The organism is Bifidobacterium sp. M0399 (assembly GCF_016100595.1).
Lineage (GTDB): Bacteria > Actinomycetota > Actinomycetes > Actinomycetales > Bifidobacteriaceae > Bombiscardovia > Bombiscardovia polysaccharolytica.
In genome coordinates this window covers 569,293-583,565 of record NZ_JACFSD010000001.1, presented here as the reverse complement: position 1 = coordinate 583,565, position 14,273 = coordinate 569,293, and the positions used below count along the sequence as shown (strand labels likewise).

9 protein-coding genes are annotated in these 14,273 nt (G+C 61.5%); 6 read left to right on the top strand and 3 right to left on the bottom strand.

What is annotated here, in order from left to right; translation table 11 throughout:
- The first annotated feature begins 18 nt into the window (after nucleotides 1-18).
- Together H3V09_RS02355 and hemH are read left to right on the top strand one after the other, a co-directional pair.
- A complete protein-coding gene (locus H3V09_RS02355; RefSeq protein ID WP_198190819.1) occupies nucleotides 19-1,365 on the top strand; it encodes an MFS transporter in 1,347 nt (448 codons plus the stop codon).
- Nucleotides 1,358-2,281, top strand: coding sequence for a ferrochelatase (gene hemH, locus H3V09_RS02350; protein WP_198190818.1), 924 nt, complete (start codon nucleotides 1,358-1,360; stop codon nucleotides 2,279-2,281). The genes H3V09_RS02355 and hemH overlap by 8 nt, the downstream gene beginning before the upstream one ends.
- Nucleotides 2,282-2,358: 77 nt before the next feature.
- On the opposite strand, the gene tal is transcribed toward hemH, so the two are convergent.
- Nucleotides 2,359-3,468, bottom strand: a complete 1,110-nt coding sequence (gene tal, locus H3V09_RS02345; RefSeq protein WP_198190817.1) for a transaldolase — start codon at nucleotides 3,466-3,468, stop codon at nucleotides 2,359-2,361.
- A 157-nt stretch (nucleotides 3,469-3,625) separates the two neighbouring features.
- Entirely contained in the window at nucleotides 3,626-5,728 is a 2,103-nt protein-coding gene (tkt, locus tag H3V09_RS02340) for a transketolase (protein ID WP_198190816.1), read from the bottom strand.
- A 184-nt stretch (nucleotides 5,729-5,912) separates the two neighbouring features.
- Between tkt and hrcA the strand changes: the two genes are divergently transcribed.
- Nucleotides 5,913-6,986, top strand: coding sequence for a heat-inducible transcriptional repressor HrcA (gene hrcA, locus H3V09_RS02335; protein ID WP_198191115.1), 1,074 nt, complete (start codon nucleotides 5,913-5,915; stop codon nucleotides 6,984-6,986).
- An 84-nt stretch (nucleotides 6,987-7,070) separates the two neighbouring features.
- A complete protein-coding gene (gene dnaJ, locus H3V09_RS02330) occupies nucleotides 7,071-8,207 on the top strand; it encodes a molecular chaperone DnaJ (protein ID WP_198190815.1) in 1,137 nt (378 codons plus the stop codon).
- Between the two features lies 1 nt (nucleotide 8,208).
- On the opposite strand, the gene H3V09_RS02325 is transcribed toward dnaJ, so the two are convergent.
- Nucleotides 8,209-9,003 carry a fructosamine kinase family protein gene (locus H3V09_RS02325; protein ID WP_198190814.1) on the bottom strand — a complete coding sequence of 265 codons (795 nt, stop codon included), beginning with the start codon at nucleotides 9,001-9,003 and terminating at the stop codon, nucleotides 8,209-8,211.
- Between the two features lie 145 nt (nucleotides 9,004-9,148).
- Here H3V09_RS02325 and H3V09_RS02320 point away from each other — a divergent pair, with 145 nt between their 5' ends.
- Nucleotides 9,149-10,024: an undecaprenyl-diphosphate phosphatase gene (locus tag H3V09_RS02320; protein WP_144177105.1), complete on the top strand. Its 876-nt coding sequence runs from the start codon at nucleotides 9,149-9,151 to the stop codon at nucleotides 10,022-10,024.
- Nucleotides 10,025-10,555: 531 nt separating this feature from the next.
- On the top strand, nucleotides 10,556-13,747 hold the full coding sequence (locus tag H3V09_RS02315; RefSeq protein ID WP_332461838.1) for an RCC1 domain-containing protein: 3,192 nt from the start codon (nucleotides 10,556-10,558) through the stop codon (nucleotides 13,745-13,747).
- Nucleotides 13,748-14,273 lie beyond the last annotated feature (526 nt).

Sequence of the window (14,273 nt, the reverse complement as noted above, 5' to 3'; positions counted from 1 at the left end):
ACGCCCATTTGGTTCTTCATGGTCATCGTCTTCATCACCCAGCTGGATGGGGGAGCGGTGCCGACCATGCTACCGTCCATCACCCGGACCTTCGGCCTGACCACCATGGGCTCCTCCTGGGTGGTGGGCCTGTACACCCTGGGTCTGGTGGTGGGCACTCCCATCACCTCCAACCTCTCTGACGCCCACGGGACCAGGAAGGTCTTCCTCTGGGAACTGTCCTTCTGGTTCCTTGGATGTTTGATGACGGCGGTCTCGCCCAACTATGCGGTCATGCTGCTGGGCCGGTTCATCCAGTCCCTGGGAGACAGCGGCATCATGGTCCTGTCCATGAACGTCCTTCTGCAGCGCGCCCGCCGGAACAACCAGGGTAGGAAGGTCTCCACGGTGGGCATCATCGCCGGTCTTTCCGCCATGGTCAGCCCGGTCTTGTCTGGCATGCTCCTGGGCATCACCCACGGATGGCGGGCCTACTACTTCATGATGCTGCCCTTCCTGGCCGTTTTGTTCATCCTGGCCTGGTTCATGATGGGCGACTCCCAGACCGACCGCGCCTGGAAGACCGACTACCTTGGCCTGGGCTCCTTCAGCATCGCTCTGGCCCTGCTGATGGTAGCGATCACCTTCCTCCAGTACGGAACCACCTACTTGGCCCTGATCATTGGGTGCCTCATGGTCGCAGTGGTGGCCGGCGTGATCTTCCTGGTGCATGAGCGGAATCTGGACGGTTCAAAGGAAACCATGCCCTTCCTGCCCATCCACCTGCTGAAGCTGCCCTCCTATGGGCTCACCCTGCTGCTGGGGACGCTGGGAGGCATGTTCTTCTCCCTCTTCGTCTACATTCCAACCTATGTCCACTCTGTCTTCGGGCTTCCGGTCCGCTCGGCCGGCATGGTCATGGTCGGTGTCGGGCTCGGCTCTGTGGTCGGATCCTGGCTGGGCGGGCTCCTGGTCGACAAGTTCGGCTACCGGACCACGCTCGTCTTCTCCTCATCGCTGATAGGCCTGATGGGCCTGATGATCACCCTGACCCTGCACAACCTGCAGCTCTTCATGGTCCTGTCCTTCCTGATGGGGGTGGGCATGGGCTCCATGATGTCCTCGCCGCTCCAAGTCATCGCCGGAAGGCTGGCCGGTCCCGGGAACCGTATGCAGGCCATCGGCGGGCTGTCGGCCTGCAAGAAGATCGGCACCACCATCGCCCCACTGCTCTTCGCCTCGTCTATTGAACTGGGCAAGGTGGGCGGAAAGGCCGGGCTGGCCTCCTACAGGAACATGTTCCTGGTGGTCATCGTCATAGCCCTGGTCAATATCGTCCTGACATACTGCATTCCATTTTCACAGAAAGAAGTTGCTAATGACTGAACCTACAGCTGTCCTCCTCATGGCTTACGGCACCCCCTACCAGGAGTCCGACATCAAGGGGTACTACACCAATATCCGCCATGGGCAGGAGCCGCCCAAACCGCTCATGGACCAGCTGGTCGGCCGCTACAAGGCCATCGGTCTTCCCTCGCCCCTGGCCAGGATCACCACGGCCCAGCGCGACGGTCTCCAGACTGCGCTGGACAAGGCCCACCCCGGTGCCTACAAGGTCTACGAAGGGCTGAAGTACATCACTCCCTTCATCAAGGATGCAGTCGACCAGATTGCCGCAGATGGCATCACCAGGGTCATTGGCCTGCCCCTGGCCCCGCAGTACTCCTCCTATTCGAGCGAGGACTACCACAACCGCGCCCGCAAGGCCGTAGAGGCCCACACGGGCATGGAATACCTGCCTGTGCGGTCCTGGTGGAACCATCAGGAGCTGATCCACTTCTGGAGCGACCAGCTGGTGGCCAAAAAGGATCTGACCGACCGGCCGGACACCAAGGTGATCTTCAGCGCCCACTCCCTGCCCCTACGCATCATCCAGGGAGGGGACCCCTACAAGGATGAGGTCATCGGTCTGTCCAATGCCGTGGCTCAGGCCGCCGGTCTCAATGAGGATCAGTACGTGCTGGCCTGGCAATCAGCAGGCCGCACCGAAGAACCCTGGATCGGCCCTGATTTCGTCACTGTGGCCAAGGACCTGATCACCAAGAACGGCATGAAGACCATCGTCTCCGCCTCCATCGGCTTCATTGCCGACAACCTGGAGATCTGCTATGACGTGGACATGGAGCTGGCAAAGGCCATCGAATCCTCCGGAGGCACCCTGACCAGGCTGAACATGCCCAATGACAGCCCAGCCCTGATCGCCACCCTGCAGCAGGTGGTCGAGGAGACAAAGGCTGAGTAACTGATACCAATTGTGCCCCGTCCGGTTCAAACCAGACGGGGCACAATCTTTAATAGCAGCGACTGACAGTCAGGCGCTCAGCCGTTGACGCGGTCGATACCCTTCTGCACGTCGGAGAGGACCGAATCCCAGGAGTCGATGAAGGCGGCGACGCCATCTGCCTCCAGCTTGTCGGTGACATCCTTGATGCTGATGCCCAGGTCTGCCAGCTTCTGCATCACCTGGTGGCTCTCCTGGTAGGTGCCTTTGACTGAGGGAGCGCCGTTGCCGTGATCGGCCAGAGCGTTCAGGGTCTTCTCAGGCATAGTGTTGACCACGTCAGGTGCCACCAGCTCGTCCACATACTTGCAGTCGGAATAGGCGGCGTTCTTGGTGCCAGTGGATGCCCATAGCGGGCGCTGGCGCTTGGCGCCCTTGGCTTCCAGGTCGGCCCAGCGAGGATCGCTGTCGAAGGCCTTCTCGAAGAGCTCGTAGGCCAGACGGGCGTTGGCCACAGCAGCCTTGCCCTCCAGGGACTTGGCCTCGTCAGAGCCATTGGCCTCCAGCAGCTTGTCAACCGCAGTGTCCACGCGGGAGACGAAGAAGGAGGCGACCGAGCCCATGTGCTTCAGGTCATGGCCGTTCTTGTCGGCCTGGACCATGCCCTCGATGAAGGCATCGATGACCTGCTTGTAGCGTTCCAGGGAGAAGATCAGGGTTACGTTGACCGAGATGCCCTTGGCCAGGGTGGCTGTGATGGCAGGCAGGCCCTCCAGAGTGGCGGGAATCTTGATCATGGCGTTGGGACGGTCGACCTTGGCCCAGAGTTCCTCAGCCTGCTTCTCGGTCTCTTCGGTGTTGTGGGCCAGACGAGGGTCAACCTCGATGGAGACGCGTCCATCCACATAGTCGGTCTTCTCAGCAACCTCGCGGAAGATGTCGGTGGCGTTGCGCACGTCGGTGGTGGTCAGCTCGCGGACGGCTTCCTCGACGGGGATGCGGCCCAGCTGCTTGAGCTGTTCGTCGTAGGGACCCACCTGGCTCAGGGCCTTCTGGAAAATCGAGGGGTTAGTGGTCACGCCCACCACATTGCGCTCGGCGATCAGCTGCTGCAGATTGCCCGATTCGATGCGGGTGCGGCTCAGATCGTCCAGCCAGATCGAGACACCTGAATCGCTGGTGCGCTGGGTGTTTGCATTTTCTGCCATCTTGTCACTCCTTATTTGGGTTCCCGATGGAATCACATTCACTATGCACTACCGGGAAGTCTGTTGCTGTATTCCCACAGACCCGCGTTTCGGGCGTGCCTGCAAGGGGAGGGGGCCGGCGTCACGGACGGCCCCCCGATTGATCACGATGCCGGGTTCAGCGGGCCCGACGGACTTCCTCCAGGGAAGCTTGTGCTGCTTCGACCACATGATCGGCGGTGATGCCCAGGTCGCGCATGTTCTCGTCGCCGCTGCCCTGCAGGCCGAACTGCTCGATGGAGACGGGCTTGCCATAGCTGCCCAGGTACTTGTACCAAGGCGTGGCCAGTCCGGCCTCAACGGAGACACGGGCCTTGACGGAGGCAGGCAGAACAGCTTCCTTGTACTCGTCATCCTGCTCCTCGAACCACTCAAGCGAGGGCACGGAGATGACGCGGGCCTTTACGCCCTGCTCAGCCAAGGTCTTGGATGCAGCAACAGCGTGCTGCACCTCAGAGCCGGTGGCCATGATCAGCACGTCGGGCTGGCCATCGGTGTCGACCAGCACGTAGGCGCCCTTGCGTACGCCTTCGCGTGCCTTGGCCTTGGTCTCCTCCAGGGTGGGCACGCCCTGCCTGGTCAGGATCATGGCCGTGGGATGGGTGTTGTCCTTCTCGAAGAAGGCGCGGTAGGCCTCAGCGGTCTCGTACTGATCGGCTGGGCGCACAACCTCCATCTGGGGGATGGCGCGAATGGCGGTCAGATGCTCGATGGGCTGGTGGGTGGGGCCATCCTCGCCCAGGGCCACGGAGTCGTGGGTCCACACATACAGGTTGGGGATGTCCATCAGGGCGGCCAGACGCACCGAGGGGCGCTCATAGTCGCTGAACTGGAAGAAGGTCCCGTTGTAGGGCCTGGTGTCCGAACCCAGCAGGATGCCGTTGGTGATGGCGCCCATGGCGAATTCGCGCACGCCGAAGTGCAGCTGGCGGCCGTACTTGCTGGCCTTGGGCCATTGGACGGTCTTGTCAGCCTCGGGGGCGAAGGAGACGGCACCGTTGATGTTGGTGTTGTTGGAGCCGCCCAGATCGGCGGATCCTCCCCAAAGCTCGGGCATGATGGGGGCCAGGGCGTTGATGACTGCACCTGAAGCCTTGCGGGTGGCCACCTTGGAGCCGGGCTCGAAGCCAGCCTCCAGGTCGTCCAGGGCCTTGTCGAAGCCCTCGGGCAGCTTGCCGGCATGGATGCGGTCGTAGAGGGCAGCCTTGTCGGGGTTGGCCTTGCGCCAGGCCTGGTACTTCTCGTCCCAGTCCTTGTGGGCGGCCAGGCCGCGCTGGGCGACCTCGCGTGCGTGGGCCAGGGCCTCCTCGTCAACCTGGAAGCTCTGCTCCGGGTCATAGCCCAGGGTCTTCTTCAGGCCGGCGACGGCCTCGGCACCCAGGGCTGAGCCGTGGGCTGAAGGATCGTTGGTCTTGCCGGGGGTAGGCCAGGCCATCAGGGTGTCCACCTTGATGAACTTGGGCCGGTCGGTGACCTGCTCTGCCTTCTCCAGGACGGCAGCCAGGCCCTCGACGTCCTCCTTGTAGGAGCCGTCAGGCTGAATGAAGCTGAACTCGTCGGTGTACCAGCCGTAGGCCTGGTAGCGCTTGAGGATGTCCTCGCCCAGGGAGATGCGGGTGTCGCCCTCGATCTGGATGTGGTTGGCATCAAAGATGACGGTCAGGTTGCCCAGGCGCTGGTCGCCGGCCAGGGAGCTGGCCTCGGAGGAGACTCCCTCTTCGACGTCGCCCTCGCCACAGATGACCCAGACCTTATGATCGAAGGGGGACTGGCCCTCAGGTGCGTCCGGATCCAGCAGACCGCGCTCATAGCGCTGACCATAGGCGAAGCCCACGGCCGAGGCCAGACCCTGGCCAAGCGGGCCGGTTGTCATTTCGATGCCGGGGGTCAGGCCGTACTCGGGGTGGCCGGGGGTCCGGGTGCCAGCGGTGCGGAAACGCTTCAGATCGTCCAGGGTCAGTCCGTACCCGGAGAAGTAGAGCTGCACGTACTGGGTCAGCGAGGCGTGGCCGCCTGAAAGAATGAACCGATCACGTCCGACCCAGTCAGGGTCGTTGGGGTCGTGACGGATGAAGTGCTGATAGAGCGCGTAGGCGATGGGCGCCAGCGAAATAGGGGAGCCGGGGTGGCCGCTTCCGGCCTTCTCGACCGCGTCGGCCGAGAGGACCTTGGCCATCTTGACAGCCCGCTCATCGAGCTCGGACCATGTGAAATCTGCCATATGGTGCTGCTTTCCTTCCAATCTAGAGGTCTCCATGTTCGACTTATGTCGAAAATGTTCGATTACCTTCACAATGCGTTTCCATGGTATCGGTTTGAGACGACACAATTCGGCTCTTCGCGCGACGTTTTGGCACTCTCATGGCCCGAGTGCTAATAATGAAACCATGACGGAAGGAGCGACATTGCCTAATACCAGACGCATGCTGGTGCTGCGCGCGGTCGTCGAGGACTATATTCGTTCTCGCGAGCCGGTAGGGTCGGGTTCGCTCACCAGAAATCATCAGCTTGGAGTCAGCTCCGCCACCGTGCGCAACGACATGGCGGCCCTGGAGAGCGAGGGCTACCTGGTTCAGCCCCACACCTCGGCCGGCCGCATCCCCACCCAGAAGGGCTACCGTTACTTCGTCGACAGGCTGGCCACCATCGTGCCCCTGTCCGCCGCCCAGCGCCGGGGGATCAACGCTTTTCTCTCCGGGTCGGTCAACCTGGAGGACACTCTACAGCACGCCGCCCAGCTTCTGGCCCAGATTACCGGGCAGATCGCCGTAGTGGCCTCACCCTCCCTGGCCAGCTCGAACCTACGTAGGGCTGAACTCATAGGACTTAGCCGGGGAACCGTACTTATGGTGGTTATCACCGACACCGGCCGGGTGGTCCAGCGTACCCTGCATGGGCCCCTTCAGGAGGACCCGAACGCCCTGGCGGATCTGTCCGACCGAATCAACCGGCAATGCCAAGATCTGCCTCTTGACCGTGCCGCCGACCGCTGCCGCATGCTTGCTGACTCCCTTACCGAGGGCCGCGACAAGTCCATGCTGCGCCTGGTGGCCACAGTCTTCGACGAGATGGCTACCCGAGAGCAGACCAGCGGCCTCTACATGGCTGGCACTTCCCAGCTGACCCACAGTCAGGCCGTCTCCCTGGGGGATCTGGGCTCATTGCTGGATGCCCTGGAGGAGCAGGTGGTGCTCATGCGGCTCATGCGGGCGCAGAGCGAGCTTTCCCGCGAGAGTAACGGGGTCAGCGTGGCCATCGGCACCGAGACCCGGACTCCAGAACTGGCCCATGCCTCTGTGGTGACCAGTGGATACGGGCACGCCAGGGCCAGGCAGACCGACGGCTCCGAAGCCGACGAGCCAGTCGCATTTGTGGGCTCCATCGGGCCTACCCATATGGACTATCCAGCGACCATGAGCGCGGTTCGTGCTGTGGCCTCTTACTTGACCGGTTTTCTAGCCGGCGACGGGGAGCCGTGACCGTCAAGGCAACGGCACAAGTCATAGGTATCGTGGGCCCATGCAACTATGGGTCGAGAGGGCATCAAACGAAAAGGATGATCGGTGGCAGATTACTACGAGGTTTTGGGAGTCGACCGCGGCGCGAGCGATCAGGACATCAAGCGTGCCTATCGCAAGATGAGCCGCAAGTACCACCCGGACATCGCCGGGCCTGAATACGAGGATAAGTTCAAAGAGGTCAACAGCGCCTACGAGGTACTCTCCGACCCTGAGAAGCGGCGTATGTACGACGCGGGCGTGGATCCCAACGACCCTCAGGCCTCCCAGGGAGCCGGCCCCTTCGACATGGGCGACGTCTTCAACCAGTTCTTCGGCGGCGGCTTCGGGGGCTCCACCCAGGGGCCCATTCCGCGCACACAGCCCGGCCGGGACTCACTGGCCCAGGTCTCCGTGGACATGAAGACCGCCATTTTTGGCGGCGTTGTACGCACCCCCATCAGTACCTATGGCCTCTGCCAGGAGTGCGGCGGCTCGGGTGCCCAGAAAGGGACCTCCCCGGTGACCTGCCCGGTCTGCAACGGCAAGGGCTATGCCCAGAAGGTGGTGCGAACCCTGCTGGGCCAGATGATGAGCCAGGCACCCTGCGAGCGATGCGAGGGCCACGGCACCATCATCGAGCACCCCTGCCCGGTCTGCAACGGCCACGGCCGTGTGCGCACCCGGCGCGAGGTGGGCGTCAACGTGCCCGCAGGCGTGGCTGACGGCTCCCGGCTACGGCTGGCCTCCCAGGGCGAGGTAGGCGAGGGTGGCGGTGCCGCCGGCGACCTGTACGTGGACATCACCATCAAGCCCGACAAGCGCTACACTCGCAGCGGCCAAGACCTGCATTGCTGGATTGCCGTGCCCATGACCTGGGCCGTGCTGGGCCACCAGGTTGACTTGGAGACCTTCGACGGCCAGCGACAGGTGGACATTCCCGCCGGCTGCCAGCCCGACCAGGAGATCACCATCAAGGGTCTGGGCGTCACCAGGCTGGGCAATCGCGAGGAGCGCGGCGACATCATCGTCCACGTGCTGGTCCAGATTCCCACAAAGCTGGATGACGATCAGCGCCGCCTGATTGAGGACTTCGCCAACAGCCACGACTCCGAAGCCAAGCAGGTCCCGCAGAGCGCCAAGCCTGCCGGAGTCGGGGGCCGCAAGGGGATCTTCGGCAAGCTCAAGGACATCTTCAGCTGAGTCAGCCCAGCAGCGACCGGCACATGGACCTGTACTCGCTCACATAGCCGCCGCCGAAGAAGGCACAGTGACCGGCGATGGCGTAGAGCTGCCAGAGTGTAGTCCGATTCTGGTAACCGTCCGCCAGCGGATGCACGCTCTGGTAGCCGTCCAGAATCTGCCCTAGATAGGGGATGCCGAACAGCTGCAGCATGGCCAGGTCCTCCTCGCGATGACCGCCGTGAGCTGCAGGATCGATCAGAACTGCTTGGGTGTTCCCGTCGTTCCTGGTCCACATGACGTTCCCGCTCCACAGGTCCCCGTGGACCCGGGCTGGCTTGTCATTGGCAGCCGCACCCAGCAACTCCGGCAGGGCCTGGATCACCTCTTCGGTCATCTTCATGTCCTCGCGGTTCAGTGCTCGCCGATCCATGGCCATGCTCACCATGGGTTCAAGCCGCCCCTTGGCCCAATATGTGGCTGGGTCGTCCCAGGCACCCACGTCCATGGGCAGCGGATCCTGCAGGGGGCCGAAATAGCAGGTGCCCGTGTAGCCCTCGGGCGCGGAGCCGAAGTGGTCGGCCCCGGCATCATGCATGTGGGCCAGCTGGGCGCCGAAGCGGTAGGCCGCGCCAGGCGTGGGGGAGGCGGAGGTCACCTCCTCGATGTCCAGATAGTCCGGGCCCCAGTCGTAGACGTCCACCACGCGGGGACCGCCCTGCGCCTGCGCCTCGCCCAGCCATTTAAGTCCGCGCCCCTCGCACTCGAAGAATCCCGCCGGGGCCCCGCCCCTGGATTTTCTGTAGGTCTTGGCCATGATGATCCACACCCCTATTCGTCGAGTCGTCGATTCCGACAAGATCCATTGTGGGCATTCTGCGAGACATGCCCGGCCCTTGGTTCTTCCTGCCTTGCGCGGTGGCTATGCTTGCCATTGTTGTCCGACATAGCAAGAGGGGTCCATGAATTTCTTCGAAGCCATTCTGTTCGGCCTGGTGCAGGCCCTGACGGAGTATTTCCCCGTCTCATCCAGCGCCCATATCCGCATTGTGGGCGGCCTGCTGGGCCAGGACCCGGGCGCAGCCTTCACAGCCATCATCCAATTCGGCACTGAGCTGGCGGTCCTGCTCTACTTCCGGCATGACATTGCCCGCATACTGACTCATTGGTTCCGTTGCCTGGCCGGCAAGGACGGCTCCTCCTGGCGCGAGCGGATGGGATCCAAGGACCATGATGCGGCCCTGGGCTGGTACATCATTCTGGGAACCCTGCCCATCGTGGTGGCGGGTCTGCTCTTCCAGAAAATAATCGAGACCAAGCTGCGCAACCTCTGGATCACCGTGGTAGTGCTGATCGTCTTCGGTCTGCTACTGGACTACTTTGACCGCCACGGCCGCCAAAACAAGGAGATCCGCCAGATGAATGCCCGAGACGCCCTGCTCTTCGGCATCGGGCAGATGCTGGCCCTGATCCCCGGCGTATCCCGCTCGGGCGGCACCATGACCTTCGGCCGCGCACTAGGCTACACTCGCGAGTCCGCCACCCGGGTCAGCTTCCTCATGGCCATCCCCGCCGTCTTCGGCGCCGGCATCCTAGAGACGATCAAGTCCTTGAAGAACATCAATGCGGACGCTGCCTTCCCCGGTTGGGGGGCCACCATCTGCGCCACAGTGGTCAGCTTCCTGCTGGGATACATCGTCATCATCGCCTTTTTGAAGATCGTCTCACGCTTTTCCTACCGGGGATTCGTCATCTACCGGATCGGCCTGGCCATCTTCGTGGCCATCATGCTCATGGTCGGCGCCCTGCCCGCCGTAGGCGGCGTGGCGGCCAACTGAGCCTGCAAGAACTGCCGAGGAATTCGGCGCTCTCCTGAATAAGTGATAATATTTTGTCACATGTTGCCCATGGTTCTTAGGGGTGGAATCAGTCCAGGCCTGTATAAGGTTTGTGGTCAATGAGGCATCATGAATTTTGGGGAGGTTTGAAGTGGTTTCGTCGTCTAGGTCTGCTGATTCTCGCAGTCATAGGTTTGGTCTTCGGTCACTCATATCGACATTGGTGCTGATACCCCTGCTTCTGACCGGCATGGCTGCCGGCACCGTTTTCGCCTCCGACGCAGATGTCAACGGGGGGGGGGTCGCTATACCGATCCGGTAGATAACGGTTCGCTTGGCAATTTACAACCGACTAGTCTGCCTTCTCCGTCACCGCTGACGACCTCATCTGTTTCACCGTCGCCTGCTCAATCTCAGTCTGAATCAGCTCCGAGCAATTCTCACGAGGATGCCAAAACCCAGTCAGCTACTGCCGATTCCCACACTGTGGTATTTGATTCCGCCAATGGAGGCAAAGCAGAACGCGTAACTGTGCCGGATGGTTCCTTGGCGTCACCGCCTATTCGCAATCCACAGCGTGACGGCTATCGTTTTGACGGCTGGGCGGAGCATGACGGGATCATGGATTTCCGCACCCCGATCACCAAAGACATCACCTTAAAGGCTAAGTGGACCGCGGTTACTGATTGGACTCTGAGTCCCGACCATGGTCCGGCTTCCGGCGGCACCAGCATCACCGTTACACCTCCGAACGCGGATTCCCTTTCCTTTAGCACGTTGGAAGCCCGTGACGACAAGCTGATCGGTGTGACCGGCGATGGCCGCCTGTTCACGTGGACAACGAACCATAAGATACCCGTTCAGGTGCCATCACCTCGAAGTACGTCTGGCGACGTGCGATTCATAACTGGAGTCGTTGGCAGGAACCGTTACGCGGCCTTGAGCCGGGACCACCGCATCTACACCTGGAATGGGAGCGGGGATACACCAGCCTTGCTCGCCTCAGACTCCACGACCTACGCCAGCATCGCCATGACTCCTGGCCACCTCTTAGCAGTGAATCAAGATGGCCTTATATGCGCATGGACCAGTAAGGGGAAGCTGACAGGAAAGGCCATGAGCCTGCCCAAACAGGCCTTAGCAGTCAAGGCGGTTGGCAATGCTGATCGCCTGCTCGCCTTGGATAGCAAGGGCCAGGTATGGACTTGGAAGCCGGATGCCGTCGATATCAATCAGATACAACCCGTCAAGGTCACCAGCCGCATTGTTCAGATATCATCCATGGATCATGGCTTTATACTTCTTGACTTAACAGGTCAGATTAGCTATCTGGATAACGAACAAAGCCAGCCAAAACCGCTTGTTTCATCTGAACTTTCTGCCATTACAGCCATAAGCAGTAACGTTATGCAAGCAACTCTTATAGACTCAAAAGGCCGCATCTGGGCCTGGAAGCCCGGCGAAGCGCCCATATGTACGACCGATGGGAATCAGCAGTACATGCAAGCCGCCGAAGCCGCCGGCAGCAGGATCACCGCCATCAGCAGGACGGGCGACATATATAGGTGGAGCCTGGACGAGCAGGGCCGGCCCGGCAAGCCAGCAAGGCTCGACACCAGCACCGCGCCCACACTGGAATCAGCCAGCATGGACGGCCAAGCATTGACGTTCAACAAGAACGACGACGCCTGGCAGGCGGAGATTCCCGCCCACAAGCCAGGGCAAACCGCCATCACCATCGCCGGCAGGCAGGACGGCCAGCCCTTCACCAGGAGTCTCAACTACACGGTCGACCAGCCCCTGACCAGGGAGGAGGTGCAAAGCCCCACTTACACGGTCACCTTCAATGCAGAAGGCGGAAACCCCAAACCCGCAGACCAGAACGTCTCCACCCCGTACGGCAGGGCCAAGCGTCCCTCCCCCGACCCGGCTCGCCAGGGCTACCTGTTCGACGGATGGTTCATCGGGGAGGTCGCCTATGACTTCAGCAGACCCGTCACCCAGAACCTTACCCTCACCGCCAAATGGACCTTCAAAGACCCCAACAACACGTGGAAAATTAACCCTGATAAAGGCAGCCAGACAGGAGGCCAACAGACCACCATCACCCCGCCAGACATTCCCAGGCGAGGCATCAGGTTCAGCCAGGTCAGCGAAGGAAAAGAAGGGAAAGATACCTATTTGACCAATTTTTCCTTGGCTTTGGGCAGTGACGGGAACGCCTACGCCTGGGGGAAAAACGACCATGGCCAGCTCGGCGACGGGACGTACACCGACCGGACTACGCCGGTCATGGTGCAGAAGCCTGCCGGCGTGCCTGCGGATTTCACCTACGTGCAGGTCAGTGCCGGAGGTGCCCATTCGCTGGCCCTGGGCAGCGACGGGAACGTCTACGGCTGGGGATTCAACCGGTATGGCGAGCTCGGCGACACGACGAGAACCGAACGGAATACGCCGGGCAAGGTGCCCAAGCCTGTGAATTGTCCGGACCTACCAGCGGATTTCACCTACGTACAGATCAGCGCCGGAGAGGATGATTCGCTGGCCGTGGGCAGCGACGGGAACGTCTACGCCTGGGGATGGGACTGGGATGGCGAGCTCGGCGACGGGATGGAGGGCGGCCTTTGGCTTGAGTCGCACAGAACGCTGAAGCCTGAAGGCACACCCACGAACTTTGCCTTCGTGCAGGTCAGCGCCGGAGGCGCTCATACGCTAGCCATAGGCAACGACGGAAACGCTTACGCCTGGGGATTAAACAGCACTGGTCAGCTCGGAGACGGGACGGACACCTACACCCAGACTAAGCCGGTCATGGTGAGGACGCCTGATCGCAAGACGTATCCGGACGTGCCTGCGGATTTCACCTACGTGCAGGTCAGCGCCGGAGACGCTCATACGCTAGCCATAGGCAGCGACGGGAACGTCTATGCCTGGGGAATCAATGTTGATGGCGAGCTTGGCAATAACAGCGAAGGTGACTTTGCAGGTTCGTCTGTTCCCGTGCGCGTGCGCGACCCAAGCAGCCCCACTGACGCGAGCAAAGGACTGAAAGCCACACAGGTCTACGCCGGAAGCCATCATTCACTGGCCGTGGGCAGCGACGGATACGCCTATGCCTGGGGAGAAGACAAGTATGGCAGGCTCGGCAACAACAGCGGCGGCTCTTCGAGCGTTCCTATTCATGTGCGCGACCCCGCCAGCCCCACTGACGCGAGCAAAGGACTGAAAGCCACACAGGTCAGCGCCGGAATGTATCGATCGCTGGCCGTGGGCAGCGACGGGAAAGCCTACACCTGGGGATACAAAGCCTACACCTGGGAATACGACCACGCTTCCGGTGATATCATCGACGGCGCCACCAACAACTGGAGTGTTCCAGTGCCGGTGGAGATCAAACTGCAGCTGGTGATCACCGGCGTCAGATTCGACCAGACCCCCGTATCAGAACTGAAGCTCGGCGATGGCGGCAGCGTGATCGTGACTACGCCTGCACACATGCCGGGCACGGTCACCGTCAGCGTGGACTACACGGTGCTGGGAGGACCCCAGCAGCCGGACACCTCCCTCAAATACACGTACTTGGCTGCAGGCGTGCTCCCAAAGGCGGGCGGGGAAGGCATCCTGCTCGCCCTGGCCACCGGCATGACCAGCGTGGGCGGGGTCCTGGCATCCCGCCGCCACCGGAGGGAGACACGCCTGCTGTCACACGCTTCGCACGAGTAAGACAGGCCTGAGGCGGATCAATCCCCCCGCCCCGGCCCACAAAAGGGGGCAGGGAGGCCAGTGTCAGTCAAGGCTCAACCCCAAGTGAGCCGACGCTCCCTCCCGCGCCCCCACCACACTTACGCCTGCTGGAGTTCAAGGCAGGCATGAACGCACCTCCCGCCTGGGAGTAGAGGGAACACGGCCGGGCCAGCCACGGGCAGAAACCCGCAGCCAGCCTTGCCGTTGTTTACTCATATAGGCATATGTTGTATAGACCTGTTCAACATCTTTGGTCAAGTCGCCTTTGGATCCAGCTGACATCTAAAAGTACGTGATCAGGCTCACATTATTCCTGTACCTTGTCCTAGGCATGCTATGGTACTTATCCTCAGCTTCTGAATTACTCAGTTTCCCATGATTACCAGGTTTCCGCTCTCATCCAGACCTGCAGGATTCGTGTAAAGCAGCTCCGCTACAACATCGAGTCCATTCCGACTGGCCGGGTTTGCGAAAAGCAAGATTCAGCCGCCTTCTTGCGTTACCA

What these genes read in the sequence shown, in the direction of transcription:
- H3V09_RS02355 (WP_198190819.1), top strand. Translation starts at nt 19, where the DNA reads ATGGTCATCGTCTTCATCACCCAGCTGGATGGGGGAGCGGTGCCGACC.
- hemH (WP_198190818.1), top strand. Translation starts at nt 1,358, where the DNA reads ATGACTGAACCTACAGCTGTCCTCCTCATGGCTTACGGCACCCCCTAC.
- tal (WP_198190817.1), bottom strand. Translation starts at nt 3,468, where the DNA reads ATGGCAGAAAATGCAAACACCCAGCGCACCAGCGATTCAGGTGTCTCG.
- tkt (WP_198190816.1), bottom strand. Translation starts at nt 5,728, where the DNA reads ATGGCAGATTTCACATGGTCCGAGCTCGATGAGCGGGCTGTCAAGATG.
- H3V09_RS02325 (WP_198190814.1), bottom strand. Translation starts at nt 9,003, where the DNA reads ATGGCCAAGACCTACAGAAAATCCAGGGGCGGGGCCCCGGCGGGATTC.
- H3V09_RS02320 (WP_144177105.1), top strand. Translation starts at nt 9,149, where the DNA reads ATGAATTTCTTCGAAGCCATTCTGTTCGGCCTGGTGCAGGCCCTGACG.